At 32.3% G+C, this 21,229-nt stretch carries 18 protein-coding genes and 1 riboswitch; of the genes, 3 read left to right on the forward strand and 15 right to left on the reverse strand.

Annotation, left to right across the window (positions count from 1 at the left end):
- Positions 1–218: 218 nt before the first annotated feature.
- Entirely contained in the window at positions 219–1,091 is an 873-nt protein-coding gene (locus AN960_RS11515; RefSeq protein ID WP_056471281.1) for a patatin-like phospholipase family protein, read from the reverse strand.
- A gap of 376 nt (positions 1,092–1,467) precedes the next feature.
- Positions 1,468–3,864, reverse strand: coding sequence for a penicillin acylase family protein (locus tag AN960_RS11520; protein WP_056471284.1), 2,397 nt, complete (start codon positions 3,862–3,864; stop codon positions 1,468–1,470).
- A 128-nt stretch (positions 3,865–3,992) separates the two neighbouring features.
- Between AN960_RS11520 and AN960_RS11525 the strand changes: the two genes are divergently transcribed.
- Positions 3,993–4,547 carry a thioredoxin family protein gene (locus AN960_RS11525; RefSeq protein WP_056471286.1) on the forward strand — a complete coding sequence of 185 codons (555 nt, stop codon included), beginning with the start codon at positions 3,993–3,995 and terminating at the stop codon, positions 4,545–4,547.
- 62 nt (positions 4,548–4,609) lie between these two features.
- Here the strand turns inward: AN960_RS11525 and AN960_RS11530 are convergent, their stop codons facing one another.
- The 6 genes from AN960_RS11530 to AN960_RS11555 all read right to left on the reverse strand — a co-directional run bounded on the left by AN960_RS11530 (position 4,610) and on the right by AN960_RS11555 (position 10,563).
- On the reverse strand, positions 4,610–5,371 hold the full coding sequence (locus tag AN960_RS11530) for a prepilin peptidase (RefSeq protein WP_286131704.1): 762 nt from the start codon (positions 5,369–5,371) through the stop codon (positions 4,610–4,612).
- 218 nt (positions 5,372–5,589) lie between these two features.
- Positions 5,590–6,048 carry a C40 family peptidase gene (locus AN960_RS11535; RefSeq protein WP_056471290.1) on the reverse strand — a complete coding sequence of 153 codons (459 nt, stop codon included), beginning with the start codon at positions 6,046–6,048 and terminating at the stop codon, positions 5,590–5,592.
- A 540-nt stretch (positions 6,049–6,588) separates the two neighbouring features.
- Positions 6,589–8,301 (reverse strand): glycoside hydrolase family 13 protein, encoded by a 1,713-nt coding sequence (locus AN960_RS11540; RefSeq protein WP_353611584.1) that lies wholly within the window; start codon positions 8,299–8,301, stop codon positions 6,589–6,591.
- A 222-nt stretch (positions 8,302–8,523) separates the two neighbouring features.
- Entirely contained in the window at positions 8,524–9,336 is an 813-nt protein-coding gene (locus AN960_RS11545; RefSeq protein ID WP_056471295.1) for a polymer-forming cytoskeletal protein, read from the reverse strand.
- Positions 9,337–9,356: 20 nt separating this feature from the next.
- Positions 9,357–9,974, reverse strand: a complete 618-nt coding sequence (locus AN960_RS11550) for a DUF4004 family protein (RefSeq protein ID WP_056471298.1) — start codon at positions 9,972–9,974, stop codon at positions 9,357–9,359.
- A 253-nt stretch (positions 9,975–10,227) separates the two neighbouring features.
- Positions 10,228–10,563: an MGMT family protein gene (locus AN960_RS11555; protein WP_056471301.1), complete on the reverse strand. Its 336-nt coding sequence runs from the start codon at positions 10,561–10,563 to the stop codon at positions 10,228–10,230.
- Between the two features lie 155 nt (positions 10,564–10,718).
- Between AN960_RS11555 and AN960_RS11560 the strand changes: the two genes are divergently transcribed.
- Entirely contained in the window at positions 10,719–11,417 is a 699-nt protein-coding gene (locus AN960_RS11560) for an FTR1 family protein (protein ID WP_056471303.1), read from the forward strand.
- A gap of 187 nt (positions 11,418–11,604) precedes the next feature.
- A complete protein-coding gene (locus tag AN960_RS11565) occupies positions 11,605–11,895 on the forward strand; it encodes a HesB/YadR/YfhF family protein (RefSeq protein ID WP_056471305.1) in 291 nt (96 codons plus the stop codon).
- A 94-nt stretch (positions 11,896–11,989) separates the two neighbouring features.
- On the opposite strand, the gene AN960_RS11570 is transcribed toward AN960_RS11565, so the two are convergent.
- The 7 genes from AN960_RS11570 to AN960_RS11605 form a co-directional block, all read right to left on the reverse strand.
- The gene (locus AN960_RS11570; protein WP_082459481.1) at positions 11,990–13,696 is read right to left on the reverse strand and encodes a PAS domain S-box protein; all 1,707 of its coding nucleotides are present in this window, start codon (positions 13,694–13,696) and stop codon (positions 11,990–11,992) included.
- A gap of 3 nt (positions 13,697–13,699) precedes the next feature.
- Complete coding sequence (locus AN960_RS11575; RefSeq protein ID WP_056471311.1) at positions 13,700–14,149, reverse strand: PAS domain-containing protein; 450 nt, start codon at positions 14,147–14,149, stop codon at positions 13,700–13,702.
- A gap of 249 nt (positions 14,150–14,398) precedes the next feature.
- Positions 14,399–17,500, reverse strand: coding sequence for an efflux RND transporter permease subunit (locus AN960_RS11580; protein ID WP_056471314.1), 3,102 nt, complete (start codon positions 17,498–17,500; stop codon positions 14,399–14,401).
- A 111-nt stretch (positions 17,501–17,611) separates the two neighbouring features.
- Positions 17,612–18,937, reverse strand: coding sequence for a sensor histidine kinase (locus AN960_RS11585; RefSeq protein WP_056471317.1), 1,326 nt, complete (start codon positions 18,935–18,937; stop codon positions 17,612–17,614).
- On the reverse strand, positions 18,934–19,617 hold the full coding sequence (locus AN960_RS11590) for a response regulator transcription factor (RefSeq protein ID WP_056471318.1): 684 nt from the start codon (positions 19,615–19,617) through the stop codon (positions 18,934–18,936). Before AN960_RS11590 ends, AN960_RS11585 begins: the two co-directional genes overlap by 4 nt.
- Positions 19,618–19,799: 182 nt before the next feature.
- Positions 19,800–20,033, reverse strand: coding sequence for a hypothetical protein (locus tag AN960_RS11595; protein ID WP_056471320.1), 234 nt, complete (start codon positions 20,031–20,033; stop codon positions 19,800–19,802).
- A 41-nt stretch (positions 20,034–20,074) separates the two neighbouring features.
- Positions 20,075–20,214, reverse strand: a riboswitch (cyclic di-AMP (ydaO/yuaA leader).
- Between the two features lie 628 nt (positions 20,215–20,842).
- On the reverse strand, positions 20,843–21,190 hold the full coding sequence (locus AN960_RS11605) for a VOC family protein (protein WP_056471508.1): 348 nt from the start codon (positions 21,188–21,190) through the stop codon (positions 20,843–20,845).
- Positions 21,191–21,229 lie beyond the last annotated feature (39 nt).

The following is a 21,229-nucleotide window of genomic DNA, read 5'->3' on the forward strand; positions in this document are numbered from 1 at the left end:
CGTTTATCTCCCTCCCCCTATTTTAAAAAATGATTTAAAATTATTAGGTTGATCAAACTGTTGACAAACGCTGGCTTTCTATGTTGTTTTACTTGTCTTTATTTACCGTTTAATAAACCATTTTCTTATCATGCTTCGTACTTTGAAAGACAAGCGTTTTCAATCAGTCTGATGATCTTACTATTAGTATATTTTTAACATATTAAAACGACCTGGAATTAACAGGTCGTTTTTTCGTATGAAGTAAATTCTAGAATTTGTTCACGAAGACGCTTAGCATCTTCATACCCTTCTTTATATAAGTCTAATAAACGTGCTTTATTTCGTTCAATTCGGCCAACCTTTAACTTTTGTACAGGACGAATGACTAATATATTTCCAGCTTTTTCTTGCTCCTCAATATATTCTAATTGCTTATTATAAACTTCATATCTATTTAATACAGCCTGAACAAGTCCTGGATAATCTTTATACTTTTTTTGCAAATACCAAGTACCTTTTGAAGGTTTTTTACGATAACCAGCATTTCTAGTTAAAACAACTATATTTCTACGATTGCCATCCGCTTCAGATTTAGCGATTGGAATCGGATCTGCAATGCCACCATCCATCAAGAAATGATTATTAAACTTAATGATTGGCGCCATTAACGGTAAAGAACTTGATGCTCGAATTATATTTAACATATCGGTTGATTCTACAATTCGATCTTTATCAAAATAAACAGGTTCTCCCGTAACACAATCAGTCGTTCCAACTACAAATTTTTGCTCAGCATTATAAAAAGAATCAAAATCAAATGGATCTAATTCATTAGGAATAATATCAAATAATAAGTCCATGCCAAAAAGCTGCTTATTACGAATTAAATTTTTAAAAGAAATATAGTCTGGATGCTGTAAAAATTCCGTATTTACTCGTTTATTACGACCATGTTGTTTTGATAGATAAGAAGTTCCCATACAAGCACCCGCAGAAACACCTATCACATAAGGAATTTCTATTTTTTGTTCAAGAAAATAATCAAGAACACCGGCTGTATAAATCCCTCTCATTCCTCCACCTTCGAGAACTAAGCCCATTTCATTCATTTTCACAGCCCCCCTTTTTTTAATTAGTTTAGGACAATCTATTTAAATATTTTATTATATGAGGTGATGAAAGGGAAGAAATTAGAGTTGTGCAATTAATAACTGGGGATTGCAATTAAAAATCGAATATCGGAATTAAAAACCGGGGATCGCAATTAAAAACCGAGAATCGCAATTATAATACTCAAATTCACCGCTCCTCCAACTATTTTTGCTTAATTAAAATAAAATTAATTCCTTTCTCCCTATTCCTATTCCTATTCAATTTTACAAATCACTTATTGGTTCCCTTAAAGAATGACTATATAAATCACTACAATTTTACTTCTAAAACAAAAGACAGACCACATAAAGGTCTGTCCTCTATACTTCCTTCCTACTTCTTCTTTGCTTTTCCCGGTTCGAACATTTCTGTAACACCTTCAACACTTTTCAACGAAGTAGTATGATATGTTCCATTTGCCCAATCTTCCATTTGGTCACTATACCATTTGCTTCCGAGGTTTCCGGATTGACCTGGTCCTACTACGTTTACTGATTTACTTAAATCTGCAAAGTCTACAACAGTTCTCCATGATGCACCATGGTCTACGATTCCTTGGTCATCATATCCTGCTGCTTTGACAGTAGTTGCGCTACCTCCTACTGGGATTGGATCTCTCGCATTAAAGAAATAGCTTAAGATTTTAATACTGGATAATGGGTGTTCGAAAGCAACTTTATGGTGATCGCCCCAGTTCCACTTAGCTACATTTTCACCGTCAGTTTTGCTAATATTTTTAATTGTTGATTTGAAGGTTTTTAATAAAAGTTTATCAATTCCGCCTTGTTCATCAACCCAGATCACTTTTTTCCCATTTAAGCTGTCACGTAGCAATTGATCGACCACGACTTTGCGGTCTCCAAATAAATCCATCATATCGTTTGAGATTTGTTGATCGAACAATGCTTTATTTATTTCAGTCATCCACATTTGGAATATAAGAGGAGAAGCTTCATCTTTATCATCTATAAAATTCCATTTTTCAAGTTCCTTTAAAGCTGATTTTTCAACAGATGATAATTGATCTTTATTTTGTTTTACTGACTTAATAAACTTTGGTGCATGTTCTTTCGCCTGTAAATTCATTTCGTCCATTTGTAGCTTTTGCATATCTTTAACAGTTAATTTGTCATTCTTTTTTAATACTTCCTGAATGCGCAATTGACGATAAGGCTGTGCCCATGAGTTTGAAATATGGTATGGATATGTATCATCAACTACTTTATTATTTGCAGATGAAATAAATCCTACCTTAGGATTAATGATTGTTGGTAGTTTATCGTATGGAATAGATCCTTTCCAACCGTAATCACTAGTCCACCCTGGTACTGGCATTAGCCCATCACCTTTTTTACGGATTGGAATTTTTCCATTTGCTCGGTAGGCAATTGTTCCGTCATCCGATGCAAATACGAAATTTTGGGCAGGAGCTTCAAATAAAGCTAATCCTTCTTTAAATGAATTCCAATCCTTTGCAACGTCAAATTTTAAAACGGCTTCTAGCTCCGTTGTTGGTTGTAGCGCTGTCCATTGTAAAGAGAATACAGTATCTTTTCCAGCGTCGCTTGCAAATTCCGAAATCACTGGACCATGTCTCGTAATCATTACAGGTAAAATTTTATTCTTTTTACCTTTAATTTTGATCGTTTCATTTATAACCTGTGCCTTTTCCCATTGACCATCATATAAAAATTCGTCTGCCTTATTTGGATTTCGTTTTTCAATATATAAATCTTGTACATCCGGGCCTACGTTTGTTACTCCCCAGGCAATATGTTCATTATGACCAACGATGATTCCAGGTACCCCTGCAAAAATTACACCACTTACATTCATATCACCAGATTTTAATTGAGTTTCATACCAAATTGCCGGTGTCGCTAATCCTAAATGAGGATCATCTGCTAATAGTGGTTTACCGGACTTTGTTTTAGATCCACTAACAACCCAATCATTACTTCCATTCCAAACAGGTGGAATAATTGCACTTGCAAAGCTCTTTTCTACGTCTATTTTTGAAGTATTACTTGGAATAATATACGGATCTATATCATTATTAGGAGGAAATAGCTCCAATGCCTTGTCCTTTGGAAATTTATTCATAGCATAATAACGAAATGCTTGTTCATTCCAATGACCGCCTAAATCAAATGCCATATATTTACCAATCACTAGTGAGTCAATTGCCGTCCATTTAGTTGGTTTATATTTTAAAATTTTAAATTCAACTGGTAGTTTATTTTCCTTTATTGCGTATTTTATGTATGCATTTACTCCTTCTGCATACCAATTTAAAACATTTTGTCCATTTTTATCGTACTTGCTGTAAGAAGCTTCAGCAGCTCTTCTTAAACCAAGCGTTCGAAAATATGAGTCACGCTCCACTGTAGCATCACCAATTATTTCACTTAATTGTCCGGACGCTTGTCTCCTGCTTAAATCCATTTGAAATAATCGATCTTGTGCAGTTACAAAGCCTTGCGCAACATACAAATCATGCAAACTCTTAGCACTAATATGAGGTACTCCTTTATCATCTCTAATTACCTCTACTTTATGATTTAAAGTACTAATCGTTAAATTTCCTTTAATGCTTGGTAATGATTTTTTTGTTAAGTACAGGCCGGTTCCCGCAACGATTAAGACGATAACGATTAAGATAGTTGATGTAACTTTAACCCACTTTGGAAAGCGCTTCCGACTTTTTGACATCTCAATAGGCGTACTCATTTTTCTCCCTCCTGCTTAAACTGCATATACAACATATACTGTATATTATTTCTGCAAGTCTTATTGCATTCCTTCTTATGACGAATGGGGTATAATACTATTTATTAACATTAAAGGAGTGGATGGAAATGTCATTAAATTCTTGGTTCGAAAAGGGCATGAATTTTCAAGAATATGTAGATGCAATGAATGTAAATAAAGAAGAACTTCTAAAAATCTATAATGAAGTTACGATTCCTGAAAGTACACAAGCAAAACTTGAACAATTAAAGAATCGTCATTGGAAGGTTGTTACTTTAACTGCAGATTGGTGTGGAGATGCATTACTTAATGTACCAGTTATTCAAAAAATGATGGAAATAGCTAATATAGATACTAGATTCCTAATTCGAGATGAAAACCTAGAATTAATGGATCAATATTTAACAAACGGTAAATCTCGTTCTATTCCAATTTTTGTTTTTATGGATGAAAAAGGGAATGAAGTAAATGTATGGGGTCCACGTTCTACGGAAATTGAAGAAATTGTAATTGAGATGAAAAAAGGGCTTCCAGATAAAGATGACCCAAATTTCCAAGAAAAACAAACTGCTGTTTTTAAAGCAATTCGAACAAACTTCGTTGAAGACAAAAAATACTGGAATTCAGTTATTAATAGTGTAGAAGAAAAACTATTCTCATAAAAAAAGTACTGGTTATTTAGTTGAAAGAATTTTTCAATTAAATAGCCTTTTTAATTATCGGCTTAACAAAAAATTATATCGTAAAATTCTAATAGATTTTCACTATAAAAATAACTTACTAACCCACCTATTGCGATGAATGGACCAAAAGGAATCGAATTTCGTTGCTTTAATTTTCCGGACAATATTACGATTAATCCATAAATACTGCCTGAAAAACATGCAAGTATAAATGCAATGAGAGTTATTTTCCACCCTAAAATTATACCTAGCACACAAAATAACTTTATGTCTCCTCCTCCCATACCACCTTTACTAATCAGATTAATTAGAAGCAAAACCACGAATGCTCCTAACGCTCCTACTATACTACTCCACCAAGGATCCAATGGAATTAAGAGTCGTTCAAAACTAAAAATAAATAAAAAGATTAGTAGAATACGATTAGGGATAATCATATATTTCACATCCGAAACAACAATAATGATTAATAAAGATATTATCGAAAGAGCGATCATTAAATCTTTATGAAAACCAGTTTCATAGATGGATAAAACAAATAACATGCCTGTTAGTATTTCAATTAATAAATATAGTTTGGAAATTAGAGTGCCGCAGCTTCGACATTTCCCTCTTTGGAGTAAGAAAGAAAATACTGGTATCAATTCTAGAGAACTCAATTTATGTCCACAATTTGAACATGAGGAACCTGGTGAAATAATCGATTTCCCAATCGGAACTCTTAACCCGACAACATTAAAAAAAGAACCAAATACTAGACCTAAAACAAAAAAAGTATAGTAGACTATTGCTATAATTACCAACTCCCTTAAATTCATGTAACTAGTTTAGTTAAGGGTCATTATATCATTGGAACATAATCTACTTATTTATTAAATAAGAAAACTTTATGAAAAGATAAAGAACACTCGGCGATTGGTGGAGACAAAGACGTAGTTGCACTTATATTTTATTCCTAAAAAAGTGCAAAAAAAAGCAATCTACCATTCTTAAGAAAAGTAAATTGCATTTATTATTATGTTTAATTAATTACGCTACCTGAGCCAGCGAATTTTGGTTTCCAATATGTATTAGAAAGACTTACTACAGCTACTCCCTTACTTGAAGTCGCTGAAATAAATGTATTATTTCCCATGAAAATTCCTACATGGCTAATACCTTTTTTGTATGTATTTTTGAAGAAAACTAAATCACCAGGAACAGGCTTTTTAACAACTGAGCTGACAGTATACATCGACGAAGCAGTTCGAGGTAATGTAGTACCTACTTTTTTGTATACATACCCTACGTAACCTGAACAGTCAAAACCTTTAGTAGATGTACCACCAAAACGATATGGCACTCCAGTATATTGTTTAGCGATTTTTGTTACCTGATTTTTCTTTGAGTATGGGTTATATGTAGATGCTGCTTGTGATTTAGTCGTAAAAAATACCATGCTCAGTAAGCATACGAAAGCTATAAGGACTTGCTTTTTCATCTCTTTCTCCCCCTTCATTGATAATGTAAGTCTAACAAAATATAATTTTGAAAGCCATTACAGGAGTGTTACAAATTGTCGAAGTGTTTGTAATACTATAAAACCTTGTAGGTTTTTGCCAAAAATATGCAGAAAAAATGACTATCATTCGACAGCCATTTTTTTAGAGTATTGAAAAATTCAAACACTAATTCCCCTTAATTGATAGGAGTATGAGCCCCGTTAGATAGAAGTGTTCTTACTTGATTTAACGGTGAAATCTAGTGTAAAAGTTCGGATCATTCTTTAACAATTAAATGGGAAGATTTTTTTGTTTTTACTAAATTATGTTTAGTTTTGTTTGTTTCAAAGTCTAATTTAATGTTATTTCTCTAATTATTTAATTATATTTTTCTATTACCCTATGTTTCGTATTCTTATTTGCAGTTTCAGCTTTTTAATTGCACTTCCACAGATTCCCCCCATGGAAAGCGAGCATCCTGTACAAAAGAAAACAGACTGTCATTCGACAGTCTGTTTAGTAAGTACCATACAACAAAATTAAATTAAGCGATAAACTCTAGCCTCAAAAGGTTTAAATTCCATGTTTTCAACTAATTTGTCATCTGTTAATTCAATGTTAGTTAAACTTAATTGTGCATTCTTTTTCGTTAGCTCTTTCGGTAAAATAAATTTTTGTTTCTCTGTAGATAAATTAGTAATCACTAAAAATGTTTCTTTTTCACCAGTTCGAGTGTATGCATAAACAGGCTCATTTTTAACGTCTAGATATTCATACGGTGCATAAACCAGTGCTTTATTTTCTTTACGTAATGTAATCATCTTTTTATAAAATGATAAAATGGAGTCTTCATCTTTTTCTTGGATTTCAACATTTATTTCATTAAAGTTATCATTCGTTTTAAGCCAAGGTTTACCTGTTGTAAATCCAGCATCCTTTGTACTGTTCCATTGCATAGGTGTGCGAGAATTATCACGGCCTGTTTTCCATAAAATATCTAGTACATCTTGTTCAGTCGAACCATTTTCAATCATTGTATTATACATATTTTTTGCACTTACATCATTATAATCTTTGATTGATGTGTAATGAACATTTGTCATTCCAATTTCTTGACCTTGGTAGATGAATGGCGTTCCTTGCATAAAGAAATACATTACTCCAATAGCTTTTGCTGAAATTTTCCAAAATGCTTCATCATCGTTTCCTAATGTACTGACTGCTCTAGGTATATCATGATTCTCTATAAATAATGCATTCCATCCATATCCTTCTAAACCAGTTTGCCATTTAGTAAGTACTTCTTTTAAATCAGCGATTGAAGTTTCAGATTCATCGGTTTTCTTCCAAAGATCTAAACTTTCAAATTGGAAAATCATATTGAACTTACCTTCTTTTTCTCCAACCCACAAGTGTGCATCTTTCGTTGTTACACCATTTGCTTCTCCGACTGTCATGATGTCATATTTATCAAATGTTTCACTTTTTAACTCATCCAGATATTTGTGAATTCCCTCTTGATTCATGTGCATATCAAAGCTTGCCACATATTTCTCTTTCTTTGGGTTTGGCATATCTGGAAAACCTGGACGCTTTCTTATATGACTGATTGCGTCTACTCGGAAACCATCAATTCCTTTATCTAACCACCAATTAATCATGTCATATACTTTTTGTCTTACTTCTTTGTTCTCCCAATTTAAATCAGGCTGCTTTTTTGAGAATAAGTGTAAGAAATATTCATCTGTTGCTTCATCAAATTCCCATGCAGATCCGCCGAAAATACTTTCCCAGTTATTTGGCTCATGGCCTGATTTTTTTCCTTCTCTCCAAATATAGTAGTCTCTATAAGGATTATCTTTAGATTTTTTAGATTCTAAAAACCAAGGATGCTCATCACTTGTATGATTGACTACTAAATCTAAAATTAACTTCATTCCTCTTTCGTGTACATTTTCTAATAGCTCATCAAAATCTGCCATTGTACCAAACTCATCCATAATGTCCTGATAGTCTGAGATATCGTAACCATTATCATCATTTGGTGATTTGTAAAACGGACAAATCCAAATAACATCTATACCAAGTTCCTTTAAATAATCTAATTTTGAAATTACACCTCTTAAGTCACCAATTCCATCACCATTTGAATCCATAAAGCTACGTGGATAAATTTGGTAAGCAACCGCTTCCTTCCACCAACTCTGATTTGTCATAATCTCTCTCCTCCAAATACATAAAAGCGTTTTCATTATTGAGTATATTTTTAGCCTTAAATAAAAAAGTAGTACTATTTCATTGCAACCGTTTGCACATTATTATCTTAACATTCAACTAACTATAGTTCAATAACCGAAATCATGAGTCAGCTTGCATTTTATTAAAACTTTCAATTCAAACTTCCATATGCTATTTTATTTAAATACCGTTTTCACAAAGCAAAAAAAAGCGACTCAGGTTATCCCTTAAGTCGCTTATTGTTCTAATTTCTTTACATCCTTTACCTTTGCTGAAGGATGTATCTGAACATCTTCTGTATATTCCACAAGGTCGATTACACATTTTGGTCCAATTGTTACAGCATCACCCCGTACTACACTTGCTGTCGTATAATCAATCTTTACAGCACTTCCCTCAATTACATCTGATTTGAAGTTCATTCGATTGTTAAATAGTTTAGTAAAAACACGTGAAAATATATTATTGTCATCGAATCGACTAATTTCAATCGTTTCTCCACCAATTTCAGGTATATAGCTAAATCCATGATGAGGTAAATAGCCAAATCCACCATGGGTAATTTTTACGTTTTCTGCATTTAATAAACCATTCATTGACAAGTGACCTTTAGCTGTAAATACTTCACATTCAGATCCTTTTTCTGTAGAAAGCGATCCTTTTACAGTAATCACTTCAGCCTTCACTATTCCTGTCGTTTTCATTGAGCCTGAAACATTAATACTTTGAACATTTAAGTCGCCCTTTGTTTTAAAGCTTCCGCTAACATTCACATCTCCACCAGAAACTTTTCCATCAATCGAAGCAGATCCACTGACACTCATTTTTTTTGCATCAACATCACTTAAACATTTAGCGCTCCCACTGCAATTAAAATATTCAGTTTCGACTTTTCCATTGAATTTTGCTGAGCCACTTACTTTCACTTCATGACAAAAAATATCACCAAGTATACGTCCGCTTCCACTAATTCTAACGTCATCATATTTGCCAGTACCAATTGTACCTGAACCGTTAATAATCGCATTCTGCTTTGATTGCACGCTCACTATAATCTCTCCTCCATAATTTATTTAATCGATTTATTTAAATAGTTCGAGAGAGTAACATTGATTAAGATCGAATCCTTTTGATCTACAAACGTTTCATGTTGATTTCCAATAATCCATGTACCCATACCAAATTTTCGAATATAAATGACAGTCGCTTCATCCAAGTTAATTTGGTTTTTATGTGTTTCAACCAAATTTAGAAATTGCTTTATTTCCTCTATTGTTACACTTCCTTTTGAAAGCCACTCGTTTACAAAAAGTAGTGAACATAATTGAACCGTACCTAAATGCTCTAATTTAGTATTTGGAAAAAGTGATTGATATATTTGTACGACTTGTTTAGGGATTTGCTCCAAAGATAAAGTAGCATTCCCACGATCAGAAACGATTTCTTCATTGATTGAAAACACTCTAGCAATATCATCTAATGATTGATCATCCTTCAGCTCTTTTATTTTTTCAATTCGATCCAAAATTTTCTGTTTTGGAAAAAACGTTTCCTGTCCAGTGAAGCTGGATTTCTTCATAAACCACTCTTCAGGAATGATATTTTTCCTTTTCCATCTATAAAGCTGTCCGTACGATATGCCTGTAAGTTGTAGTAAATCTTTTTTGGAAATTAATTCTTCACTCATATGACATTCCTCCTGACACGAGTATAACAAAACAATGTTTCATTGTAAAGGTTTCAATCGTAACACTTTCGAACTAACATTTTTACAATTTCACAACTTTATTGTTCGTAACAATGTTTTAAACATAGTCATTTTCAGTATTCACCATCGTTACCAATTTAAAAATTATTAGAGCAAAAAAAATACTCAAATCCATTAATAAATGAATTTTGAGTAACAATCTCATTCTTATTTTAATAGCTTGGATGCGCTCTTATATTAAATCCACATCTTCTTTCTCAAGAACTACACTTACTTGATATTCCTTCAAGTTAACGGTTCGCTCGCTCACAAATTTGACCCCTTCGTTTTGGAGGAAACGCTTTTGCATTAAAAATCCTTCTTCATCTTGGATTCCTATTTCACCTTTAGCATTTATAACTCTATGCCATGGCAATTGGTATTTTTGGCCCATCGAGTGTAAGATTCTTACAACCTGTCTAGCTCCTCTTGGACTTCCTGCCAATTTTGCAACTTGACCATATGTCATTACTTTTCCTGGTGGAATATTTTTAATAACTTCTATCGCTCTACTTGTAAAATATTCCATTTTTTCCCCTTCTATAATTCACATTTTGGACCATTTTATATTAATTTTACCACATAACTTATTATGCCTATTTATTAATAAAATAGTGTCCATTCCTACTATTAAAGAATAGTCTAGTTAGTAGATTTAAATCTAATCGGGAGGATGATAGTGAGTTGAATGCTAATTTTTTAATAGCTTTACGAGAAGGCCTTGAGGTTTCTCTAGTAATCGGGTACCTACTCATTACTTTAATCCAGAGTAAAAAAGAGCATTTAATTAAGTCAGTAATTTACGGTACAATACTTGGAGTAATTGTTAGTATTTTTGTTGGATTTTTCTTATTTACAACATTCGGTGAACTAAATGGAAATGTTGAACATACGATCGAAGGTGTAATCCAATTAATTGCAGCATTGCTAATCTTCTATTTTATCTACTGGTTAAGTGGACAAAGTAGCATTAATATTTCAGATAAACTAAAATCAGAAGTTAAAATTATGGATAGTGGTATTTCATTATTATTAATGGCAAGCGTATTTGTAATCCGGGAAGGCTTAGAGCTAGTTCTGTTTGTTTTATCAAATGCACATTCAATCGCCTTTGTTGGTATGATTTCTATTTTACTAGGAATAATCGCAGCTGTCTTAATCGCATATTTATTTATCAAAACTACAATTAATTTAAATATTAAAGTGATCTTTACTTTACTGGGTATTCTATTAATTTTCTTTGGCGGTAAAGTATTCACCGAAGGTCTTTTCTCCTTTATCGATGCTACCCCACTAGTTGAACAAATCGTCTATTATGGGTTTGTCGTCATTTCTCTATTTATTTTATTTAAAAACAACATACTATCATTTTTCAAAAAATAAGATAGATTAGTCTAATGCGCCTCTCCCAAAATACTTCAATCAGAAACGAAAACCTGCAAGCTAATGTGGGTTTTCTTTTTTATTCTAAAATTTCTACCATCACTTTTTACACTTAACATCACTTTTCTGTATAGTTTTTCACATTCATACTATAATATTTTTATAAGATAAAGAAAGGTCGGTTACAATGAAAATTACAATTTCCGAAGATGCAATAAAATGGTTTAAAGATGAGATGGATGTAAAAGAAGGAGATACCATACGTTTTTTCGCGCGATACGGTGGAAATAGTACAATACATAAAGGCTATTCTTTAGGAGTTACTAAAGAACAACCTGTGAACATCGGTGAATCTATTACGGTTGATAACGTTGTTTATTTTATTAACGAAACGGATTTATGGTATTTTAAAGATTATAATTTAAACGTAATTGTAAATGAAAATAATGAATTACATTTTGATTATGAACCTAAATAATAAAAAGAGCTTAGGTAGCGTTTGTGCCTAAGCTCTTATTTGTTATTGGTTGTTGAAGTAGAAAGTTGAGTTTCTTCTTCAAGTAACTGGCAGATTAGTTCAATAAATTAGCCTTTTCATTTACGAGCGGTATGATAACTTCTATAGTTGTACCTTTGTTTACTTCACTCTCAATATGGACTTCGCCAAAATGATTATCTATGATTTTTTTACTTATCATAAAACCTAAGCCCGTTCCTTTTTGTTTCGTAGTATAGAATGGTTGGCCCAACTTACTAATCGTTTCTTCGGACATCCCGCCTCCTTCATCAATAATTTGGATCATCAATTTTTTTTCATCTCTTTTTTGGGTTTGAATCGTTAAATTCCCACCTTTTTTCATAGCTTCAATCGCATTTTTAATAAAGTTAATAAACACCTGTTTCATTTGATTTTCATCACAATTAATCTGAAGATCTTCCTTTAGAAACTCAGTGATAATTTCAACATTATTCATAATTGCTTCCGTTTTTAAAAGAACGATAATTTGAGTTAATAACATATGAATATCTGTCTGTTCCAATTTATTGATTTGTGGCTTTGCTAGAATAAGTAGTTCACTAAGAATTCCTTCGATTCGTTCACATTCTGACGACATAATTTTAAAATACTCTTCTTTATCTCCAAATCCATTCTTCATCAAATAAATGAATCCTTTAATAGAGGTGATAGGGTTTCGGATTTCATGGGCAATTCCTGCCGCTAATTGACCAGCAACAGATAGTTTTTCGGTGTTTTGTAACATTATTTGAGACATCTTCCACTCCGTAATATCCCTTAAAGTTGATGACCAACCATCCAAATTACCTTGTGCATCGTGAATGGGCGCTGCTGATAATATAACATTAACCTTAACCCCATCTTTTCGAACACGGATTGTTTCTTCTCCGAAAATAACCATTCCTTGCTTCACTTTACCTTCAAATCGTTTTACTTCTGTCAAAATTTCGTCTGGAATAAACCCCAAATCATACAAATGGACACCCTGTATCTCTTCTCCTGTCCAACCAAACATTGTCTCATATGCTTTATTAGAATGTACTACATCACCATTCCGATTAAAAATTAATATACCATCTACATTGTTTTCTATATATGATTCGAGTTGTTTCGATTTAATTTTGACCGTTTCCTCCGCTTTTTTTCTTGAGGTGATATTACGGCAAATTCCTGTGATTCCTGTCACATTTCCTTTCAAATCAACAATTGGAGAAAGAGTTGCACTAACGTGAATTAGACTACCATCCATACATTCTCTAATAGTTTCTAGAGCAACAACAGATACACCTGTCCTTACTTTATTATGAATTTCTTGAATAAAATCATTTAGAAAATCGGGAACAATCGGTAAAGTCTTCCCTATAATGCTTTCTGCTGAATAACCAAACATTGTTTCAAATGAGGAATTAATCTCTAACACTCGATCTTCCAAATCAATGACCCAAATTGCATCTGCATTGTTGTGAACAAAAGATTCTAGTCTTTCTTTCGTTTTGCTTAATTCACCCTGCTCCAATTGACGATCTGTGATATCTTTTGCAATTCCATATACTCCAACTATCTTACCATTGATAATAATCGGCATATTTGTAACATTTAAATAGACAACAGTTCCATTTTTATGTAATGTTTTTACTTGGTATCTCTGAGTAATACCTTCCGTAGCTCTTTTATAATGTTCCATTACTCGATCCAAGTCTACTTTACTTACTAGAGGTACAAATGACATCTGTAATAACTCCGATTCAGTATATCCGAACATTCTTTACATAACTGGATTTACACTAAGATAATTTCCATTTAAATCAAAAGAATATACTGCATCTGGATTTTGTTCAAAAAGGGATTTGTAATGTTCGTCCTTTTGTGTTTGTGATAGCTTCCTATCAGATATGTCTTGGAAATATACACTTAATCCGTTTAATGAAGGATAGGCCTTCACTTCAAACCACATATTAAGTGGGGGAAAATATGCTTCAAATAAAACTGGTTTTTGTTCACGAATCGCTCTATGATAATGATTATAAAACGCTAACTCTATTGCTTCTGGAAATTCACTCCATATATTTTTACCAACCAAGTTATCCCGTCTACGAAAAAGTAGACGGGCAGCCGCTGAGTTTACATAAGTAAAATTCCAATTTACATCTAGCGCAAAGAATCCGTCGGTAACTCTCTCTAAAATCTCATATGCGTTTTCTTTTGTGTTACTCATCTGCTCCCTCGCTGTACATTTATATTTATTATTGTCAGTGATAGTCTACTCATTTGTAATTATTTATTCCTATTCTCTCAAAAGTAACTATTCTTGTCGAATGTACGAAAATCCTGCTAATAACATATTCATTTAACTTTTTGAAAAAAAGGAATCTTTTTAGTTCAAAAATCAACATTTTCATTTAACAGAGTTTTGTTTTATATACAAAAGAGTGCCCCACTTTTTATGTGAGGCACTCTTCATCAATTATTCTTCAATCTTTTTCTTTTTGCTTACTAACTTATAAATAACTGGAATAATGATTAGTGTTAAGAATGTTGAAGTTGTTAATCCACCAATTACAGTTACTGCTAATCCTTTCGAAATTAAGCCAGATGTTGAATTTGAAAGGGCCATTGGTACTAATGCAAGAATTGTCGCTAATGCTGTCATTAGGATTGGACGTAATCTTGTCTTTGAAGCCTCGATTAATGCGTCAGTTACATCTAATCCATTTCTACGGTTATGTTCAACACGGTCTAATAATACAACCGCATTTGTTACAACAATACCGATCAACATTAATAGTCCGATCATTGCACTCATTGATAGTGTTTGCTTGCCAATAAATAACGCTAAGAAAGCTCCCACTGGTACAAAGATTAATGATGTTAAAATAACAAACGGTGTTCTTAAGCCACCAAATGTCATACTCATGATTAAGAATACTAATCCAACAGCAACTACCATTGCTATTCCTAAACTGCTGAATCCATCTGTAATCATATCTAAACCGCCGCCAATTTTCATATCGACGCTTTTTGGTAAATCAATTTTATTTAAGTGACTTGTTACATCTTTTGTAATTGTTGCTGTGTCTTTACCTTTTACTTCTGCACTTACTGATGCATACATTTTTCCATCATCATGGTTGATTGAAACTGGTGCATCCTTTTCAGAAATTGTTACATAGTCTTTAATTTCTTTCGGACCTGTTGCAGTCATAAATTTAATTTTTTCAATATCTTCTTTTGAAGTTGCTTTCGTTTTATAGCCTACAGTAAGCTTATTTGTTTCGCCGTTTAAATCGTAATCACCGATTTCAACGTCGTTAATTTTTTCATTAATAGCTCCCATAACTTGGATCATTGAGATATTTTCATCGCGTGCTTTATCGTTTAATGTAATTTCTAATTTAGGTTGAACGTCTTTTAAATTATTAGAAACATTTTTCAAACGATCATCACTATTTAATTCTTTTTCAATTTTTGATGCTGCATCTTTTAAATCATTAAAGTTTGCAGAATATAAATTTACATCAATATTGTTCCCTGTTGGAGGACCATTTTGAGAAAGTTCTTTTGCTACGATCGTTGTACCTTTTACTTTCGCATCAACAATTGAAGGAACTTCTTTGTTAATTTTTGAAAGCTCTTTATTCATGTTCTTTCCATCTTTTAGATTGATTTGGAAGATCGCTTTATTTTTGCCACCATCCATATTCATCATAAAATCACGTTTACCACCAACAGTAGCTTGTACACTGTCTATTAGGTCTGAATCTGCAAAGTATTTTTCTAATTCTTTTGCAACTACATTTGATTGGTCCACAGTACTATTTGATGGAAGAGTTGCTGTCACTTGAAGTGTTTTATTTACACTACCAGGTAAGAATGAGAATCCTAATAAAGGAATCATCGATAATGAACCAGCTAATAAAACGATTGATAATAAGATAACAATCCATTTACGTTTTAATGCAGAGCGCAATAATTTTTCGTAGTTTCTCATAAAACGAGTATCATTACTATGCTCTTTTAATGGTTTTGATAAGAATTTTGCTCCTAATGTTGGAATTAAGATAATCGCAACGATTAAAGAAGTTAAAATTGAAACGACTACTGAAATTGCAAATGGTCTAAAGAATTCTCCAATAATACCACTTACAAATGCTAAAGGTAAAAATACTACTACTGTAGCAAATGTAGAGGATGCAATGGCACCGATTACTTCTTTTGTTGCATATAATGCCATTTCTTTTTTCTTATATTGGTTACCTTTTTGTTGTTTCCATCTGAAAATATTTTCAATTACAACGATACTATCATCAACAATACGTCCTATTGCAACAACTAGACCACCTAAAGTCATAATGTTCAATGTATAACCCAATGAATTTAATACTGATATTGTTGTAAAAATTGAAATTGGTAAAGATAAAATAGAAATTAATGTAGCTCTAATATTTCTTAAGAATAACAGAATTACTACTACTGTAAATAAAGCACCTAGTAGACCTTCCTTAATTAAAGAACTAACGGATTTTTCTATTTCTTTCCCGTTATCCATAATGACATGAGTTTCTACATTGTTATCCTTTTTAAATGATTTAATTTCTTTTTTAACATCTGTTGCTACATCCGCTGTATTTGAATCTTGTGTTTGAGAAACAGATAAAATATAACTTTCTTTTCCGTTATATCTAGAAATTTGATCTTGAACCGAAACTACTTTTACATCTGCAATGTCAGCAACAGTAACATTTTTTGGCGTAACTGTTTGTGCTTGTCCTGCACCTCTACCTAGTTGTGCTCCTTGAGTCATCGTACCCATTTGTGTACTTTGGGCAGCTGCACTAGATAAAACTGTTTTTTTGATTTGATCGACTGAGTTTAACGTACCTTTCATTCGAACAGAAACTGTTTTTCCATTATTCTCAACAGATCCTAATGGCACTGCGTAATCTAGACCTTGAATTGCCGTTTTAATAGTATCTAAAGAAATCCCTTTTTCTTCAGCTTTTTTATTATCTACAACGATTTGAATTTCTTCATCTTTAGTTCCTTGAAGACTTACATCACTAACACCAGTGATTTTTTTAATTTGAGGAAGTAAATCTTTTTCAATTGATTGTTGTAAATCTTTTACTTGTCCGTTATTTGCAATTGCAACTTGATAAATAGGAGCAGAATCCATCGCAATTCGCTGAACTGTCGCTTCTGCTTTATCAGGTAATTTTGTTTTATTGATTACATTATCAACGTCTTTTTCAATTTTATCCATATCCGTTCCAAATGGATAAATCAAAAAGATTGAAGCCATATTTTCACTTGAAGTACTTGTTAACTGATCATAGTTTTCAAGCTTCATTAAACCTGATTCGATTGGTTTAGTGACTTCAGTTTCTATGTCCTCAGATGATGCACCAGGGTATACTACCTGTACTGCAACAGCTGGAAATGAAACATCAGGAAATGTTTCAATTTGTATTTTTTGGGCAGAGTATATTCCCCCTATTAAAACAAGAACACTTAGTATAATAACTGATATTGTGTTCTTCAAACTTAATTTCGTTAAGCCTGCAAACATAATGTATCTATTTCCCCTTTCGATTCGTTACAATTCTAATACGTGATTAGTTTATCAAATCTATATGAACAGAATATGAACAATTAAGAACATAATTTGAACTTTTTTATTTTACAAGATTTTCGGTAGGATAATCGTAAAGCTAGTTCCATTTCCAACAACACTTTCAACCTCTATTTTCCCTTGATGTATTTCCATTATTTTTTGTACAATCGAAAGACCAAGACCAGTTCCTTTTTTATTTCTAGAACGGTCTGCTTGATAAAATCGCTCAAATATCCGCTCAATATCTTCCTTACTAATCCCTAGCCCATTATCGCTAATGAGCACGTGAATATTATGATCTAATTCCAAAATATCCACTTTAATATACCCAGCTATATTTGAGAACTTAATCGCATTTTGAAGTAAATTAATCCATACTTGTTCAAGTAGTAAACTATCTGCCACTATTTCTGTTTGTGGTAAATTTAAAACTAATTGAAGCTTTTTACATTCCCAGTGTGGCTCTAATGTCAAAATAATTTTTCGAATTTGTTCATCTAATTTGTAGGTCGTAGGCTGGAATGGGTGTTGCTCAGAGTCCAATGAAGCTAACTTTAATAATCTTTCACTCATCATTGAAAGACGTTCACTCTCTGTTTCAATAATGGATAAATAATGTTCCTTTTTTTCTTCAGTTAATTGCTTATTTCTTAAAACTTTTGCAAATCCCTTAATAGATGTTAACGGTGATTGAATTTCATGAGAAACATTTGAAACAAATTCACTTCTCATCTCTTCTAACTTGTTTAATTTATTCGTCATTACATTAAAGTTGGAAGCAAGTAATCCAATTTCATCCTTACGTTTAATCGTTACTTGAACATCATAGTTACCTTTAGCCAGTTCTTTTGTAGCACGAATTAGCTCTTTTACTGGCTTTACTAATAACTTAGCTACAAATAAAAATGTTACTGATCCAATGATTAAGGTTGTCAGTAAACTAAAAAATAAAACTCTCCGCATTTTAAAGAACCCACGATCAATATTGGGCTGAATAAATAAAGCGTATTTATGCCCATCTTTTTGAAAAGGTAGGCCGATGAGATATCCTTTTGTTTGAACATCACTTTTGTTTAGAACGGTTAATACTTGTTCTTTTTTTATATTCTTCTTTTTTAGTGCTGTATTTTTCAAAACGATTTTACCCGACTCATCATACAGTGATAGATAAAAATTTTTACTAAGAATTTGTAACGTCGCATCTACTCCATTTTGATTATCTTGTTTAGAGTATATGGAAATAAAATTTTCTCCAACATCTATTAAATCACTTTGTACTTCTGTTTCAACATGTTTTATAAAGTATTTTGAAGCGATAAAAAAAGTAATGACTAAACTCAACAAAATAACTGAAATAAAGATTAAAACCAATCTTGTATACATGCTTTTCATGTGTGATTTTCCTCTAATTTATAGCCTAAACCTCTTATTGTAACGATTTCGACCGTAGCCTTTAACTCTCTTAGACGCTCTCGTATTCTCTTTATATGCACATCAACCGTGCGTTCATCTCCTTCATAATCAAGTCCCCATATTTGCTCAATCAAATCATTCCTCGTAAAAATTCTTCCAGCTTGACTAGCAAGCTTCATCAATAATTCAAATTCCTTTAATGGTAACGTAATCGATTGATCATTTGCTGAAATTTCATATTTAACTTGGTTAATCGTTAAATTACCTACAAAAATATTTTTATCAGTTAGTAATTGAAATCTTCTTAATAGAGCTTTTACACGTGCTACAATTTCCAAAGGATCAAAAGGCTTTACAACATAATCATCTACCCCTAGATCAAAGCCCTTTAATTTATCCTGAGATTCCCCTTTTGCTGTGACCATTAAAATCGGAATATCATAATACTTTTTAACCTCTTTTGTCAGCTCATATCCATCTACTTCAGGCATCATCACATCAACTACTACTATTTGAATATTATTGTCTTCTAGTATCGTTAATGCTTCTTGACCGTTTTCAGCCTCAAGAACCGTATAGCCTTCACCACTTAAAAAAATAGAGATTAACTCGCGAATATTTGCATCATCATCGACAACTAATACTTTTACATGATTCAATAAATCCACCTACTTACATTTCCAAATAATTATGTACATATTATATAAATTCATTATGAACTAAATATGAATTAAGAAACCAAAACTAAATAAATAAAAAAGAGAATGGCTTAGTTGGCCACTCTCTTAAGGAACTATTAAATGTTTTTTCGACCTATTTTAATTTCGATAGTATCGGCAAATCAATCTATTCTAACGACTTTACCTGATTTTCTCTCTCTAACGATTCTCTTCCTATTCCCTGACTTTTTACTTTTATATTTTCCATTTTCATCATCTACTACAGAATCCTTACGAGTCATAAATACTGCCATTAACATAGTTAAAATAAGAATTCCACCAAATATATACATTTCTAGCACTTCATAACCCCCACTTACTTCTTCATTTACCAAAATTGAATGCAAAAAAGACACTAGGAAAATCTCCAGTGCCTTAATAAGACATCATTTTGGAAACCTTCTCCCTACACGCCTACGAGGTTAGCTGTCGGATTCGGACCTAAAAAGTAGCCCTACCTAAAAAGGATTCACCCCAAAGTACAATTGCACAAAAATTGGTTCCCCCGCTTTAAAATTGAAATGTCCCTTTATTAATAGAAGAAACACTCAACTAAACTCAGCGATCTATGGTCATTTAATTTTATGTATATTACTTAAATTACAATTCAACTACTAAATTGTAAACTATTTTACTAGTTAAAGAAACTAATATGTCTTTTGATTAAATATGTTGTGTCAATAAATGACCATTATGATAAGTATAAAAATCTTTTCCTAATTGGTTTTTCAAATGAAAAATGAGCAAAATTACTTACTCATTCATGAGTCGATTCTCTGTTTTGAAATCCTAATTCACAGCCGGCTAACTCATGTAATCTTTGATTAAGGTCCTTTAAAATAAGTAATAACCCCCATTATTAATATACAAGTGACATATAACAAAAAGATGGTTCCAAGAATTCTTCCTGCGCTTTTATTCTTTTTCTTTGCCAATTTGTTTATTAAGAAAACAATAATAGCTATTACGATAATGAGAGTTAATAGAGGTAAAAAAATAAATAAGTCCGACATAGATTGTTCTCCTTTTTGTAATCTCTATACATTGATTTACTAAAAACTAATATTCTAGAGAGAATCTTTTTATTCCTTGTTTATCTAAATCACCCGTTCGTACAAAAAGAAAAAAGGATTGCCGCAGCAATCCTTTCTTAAATAAGAATCCGTTATTTCTCCCAAAGTTCAACCAATCTACCTTCAGGATCTTTAATCCAAGCAAACTTACCATATTCACTAACCTCTTTTTCCTTTGCAAGAGGTACACCCACTTGTTCAAGATGCTTAATCGTCTCGTCTAGATTATAAACTTGAAAATTTAACATTACTTGCTGTTCTGTTGGGAAATATCTGTCTTCTTCAGTAAAGAAAGAAAAGATTGTTTCATTTTCAGAATCGGGTTTAATAATAGTCCCATTCCAATTTTCTATTTCAACATTCAGCACTTTACTGTACCATTTTTTTAATGCATCCAGATTTTTAGTCCTCCAAAATATTCCCCCGAAACCTTTTATCATCATAATCAGCTCCCTAACTTTTTATAAATTTATTAAAAT

Origin of the sequence: Bacillus sp. FJAT-25509, from assembly GCF_001420605.1 — a bacterium.
Taxonomy (GTDB): Bacteria; Bacillota; Bacilli; order Bacillales; family Bacillaceae_G; genus Gottfriedia.